This is a genomic window from Pseudomonas sp. GM49 (genome assembly GCF_000282355.1).
Lineage (GTDB): Bacteria > Pseudomonadota > Gammaproteobacteria > Pseudomonadales > Pseudomonadaceae > Aquipseudomonas.
On sequence record NZ_AKJL01000338.1, the window covers coordinates 1 to 1644 of the forward strand.

The following is a 1644-nucleotide window of genomic DNA, read 5'->3' on the forward strand; positions in this document are numbered from 1 at the left end:
ATCGTCGGAACGCCGCCCGGAGCAAGCTCGCTCCCACAGGAATTGCGCATCGCAGGGCTCAATCATCCTCATGCAACTTGATGCCGCGCTTATGCAACACATGCGGCACCACCAGCACCAGCAGTGTCAGGGCGAGGAAAAACGCCGAGATCGGTTGCGTAACGAACACCGTCCAGTCGCCCTGACCGATGGACAAGGCGTTGCGCAGTTGTTTCTCGGCCATCGGCCCCAGCAGCATGCCGACGATCACCGGGGCGACGGGGAAGTCGAACCGCCGCATCAACACCCCGCCCCAGCCAATCGCCAACATCAGTATCAGGTCGAAGGATGAGTGACGCATGCCGTACACGCCGATGGTGGCGAATACCAGGATGCCGGCGTTCAGGTACGGCCGGGGGATTTGCAACAGCTTGACCCACAGGCCCACCAGCGGCAGGTTCAACACCAGCAGAATCACGTTGCCGATATACAGCGAGGCCACCAGTGTCCAGACCAGTTCAGCGGAGGTTTCGAACAGCATCGGCCCCGGTTGCAGGTTGTAGTTCTGGAACGCCGCCAACAGGATCGCGGCGGTGGCGGACGTCGGGATGCCCAGGGTCAGCAACGGCACCAAAGACCCGGTCGCGCTGGCGTTGTTAGCCGCTTCCGGGCCGGCGACGCCCTCGATGGCACCCTCGCCCTTGTTGGCGGAAAACTCCTTGGGGTACTTGCTGAGTTTGCGTTCGGTGGAATAGGACAGAAAGGTCGGGATTTCGGCGCCACCGGCCGGAATCGAGCCAAACGGAAAACCGATCAGCGTGCCCCGAAGCCACGCGGGCACCGAGCGTTTCCAGTCGGCGCGGGTCATCCACAACGAGGTCAGGCGATGCCGGCCTTCGTTTGATTCCGCTTGATAGAGCAAGCTGTACAAGGCCTCGCCCACCGCGAACAGGCCGACCGCCACCAACACCACCTCGATACCGTCCACCAGTTCGGGAACGCCCAACGTGTAGCGGGCAATACCCGAGGTCGAATCCAGTCCGATCAAACCGATGGTCAACCCGACGCCCAGCGAAGCGAACCCGCGCAGCATCGAAGCGCCGAGCACGGCCGACACGGTGGTGAACGACAACACCAGGATCGCGAAATACTCGGTCGGGCCGAAATTCAGTGCCAGCCTGGCCACGATGGGCGCGAACAGCGTCAGCAATATCGTCGCGATGGTGCCGGCCACGAAGGAGCCTATCGCCGCCGTTGCCAGCGCAGGTCCGGCCCGGCCGTTGCGGGCCATGAGGTTGCCTTCCAGGGCCGTGACCATGGAAGACGATTCACCGGGCGTGTTAAGCAGGATAGAGGTGGTGGAGCCACCGAACTGCGCGCCGTAATAGATACCGGCGAACATGATCAAGGCGCCTGTGGGGTCGACCTTGGCAGTGATCGGCAACAACAGGGCCACCGTCAGCGCCGGACCGATCCCCGGTAAAACACCGATGGCGGTGCCGAGCAGGCAGCCGATGAAACCCCACATCAGATTGATCGGCGTCAGTGCCGAGGAAAAACCCATCGCCAGGCTTGAAAGAATGTCCACGGTGTCGATCTCGCTTCAAATCCAGACATTGATCAGCGGCGGCAGGGAAACCCCCAGGCCGGCGTTGAACAGCCAGT

The 1644-nt window shown here is 62.3% G+C and carries 1 protein-coding gene; it reads right to left on the bottom strand.

Features of this window, described 5'->3' with window-relative positions:
- Positions 1-58: 58 nt before the first annotated feature.
- Positions 59-1567, bottom strand: coding sequence for a tripartite tricarboxylate transporter permease (locus PMI29_RS00400; protein ID WP_008004646.1), 1509 nt, complete (start codon positions 1565-1567; stop codon positions 59-61).
- Between the last annotated feature and the right edge of the window lie 77 nt (positions 1568-1644).